This is a genomic window from Staphylococcus pasteuri (assembly GCF_030547725.1).
GTDB lineage: Bacteria > Bacillota > Bacilli > Staphylococcales > Staphylococcaceae > Staphylococcus > Staphylococcus pasteuri.
The window spans coordinates 1-250 of record NZ_JAUOQO010000669.1; the positions used below are offsets into that span (position 1 = coordinate 1).

Here is a 250-nt window from a genome sequence, read left to right on the forward strand (position 1 = left end):
GCTTAAACCAAAACGCAAACCAGAATGGCCTTGCTGAGGCTGTGCCACATAGCTATTAAACAGGCGGTCCCAAATGGAAAGGTTAAAGCCGTAGTTTGCATTGTGTTCATGGCGAAACCGCGAATGGTGTACCCGGTGCATATCAGGAGTGACCAGTAGTTTTCTGACAACGGCATCTAACTTAAGCGGCAGTTTTAAGTTGCTGTGATTAAACATCGCCATGCCGTTAAGGATGACTTCAAACAAAAAT

Annotated in this window: 1 protein-coding gene; it reads right to left on the minus strand. The window is 45.2% G+C overall.

Annotated features, from left to right (window positions below; genetic code table 11):
• A partial coding sequence (locus Q4528_RS15115; RefSeq protein ID WP_303522513.1) for a sterol desaturase family protein occupies window positions 1-250 on the minus strand: 250 nt, incomplete at both ends.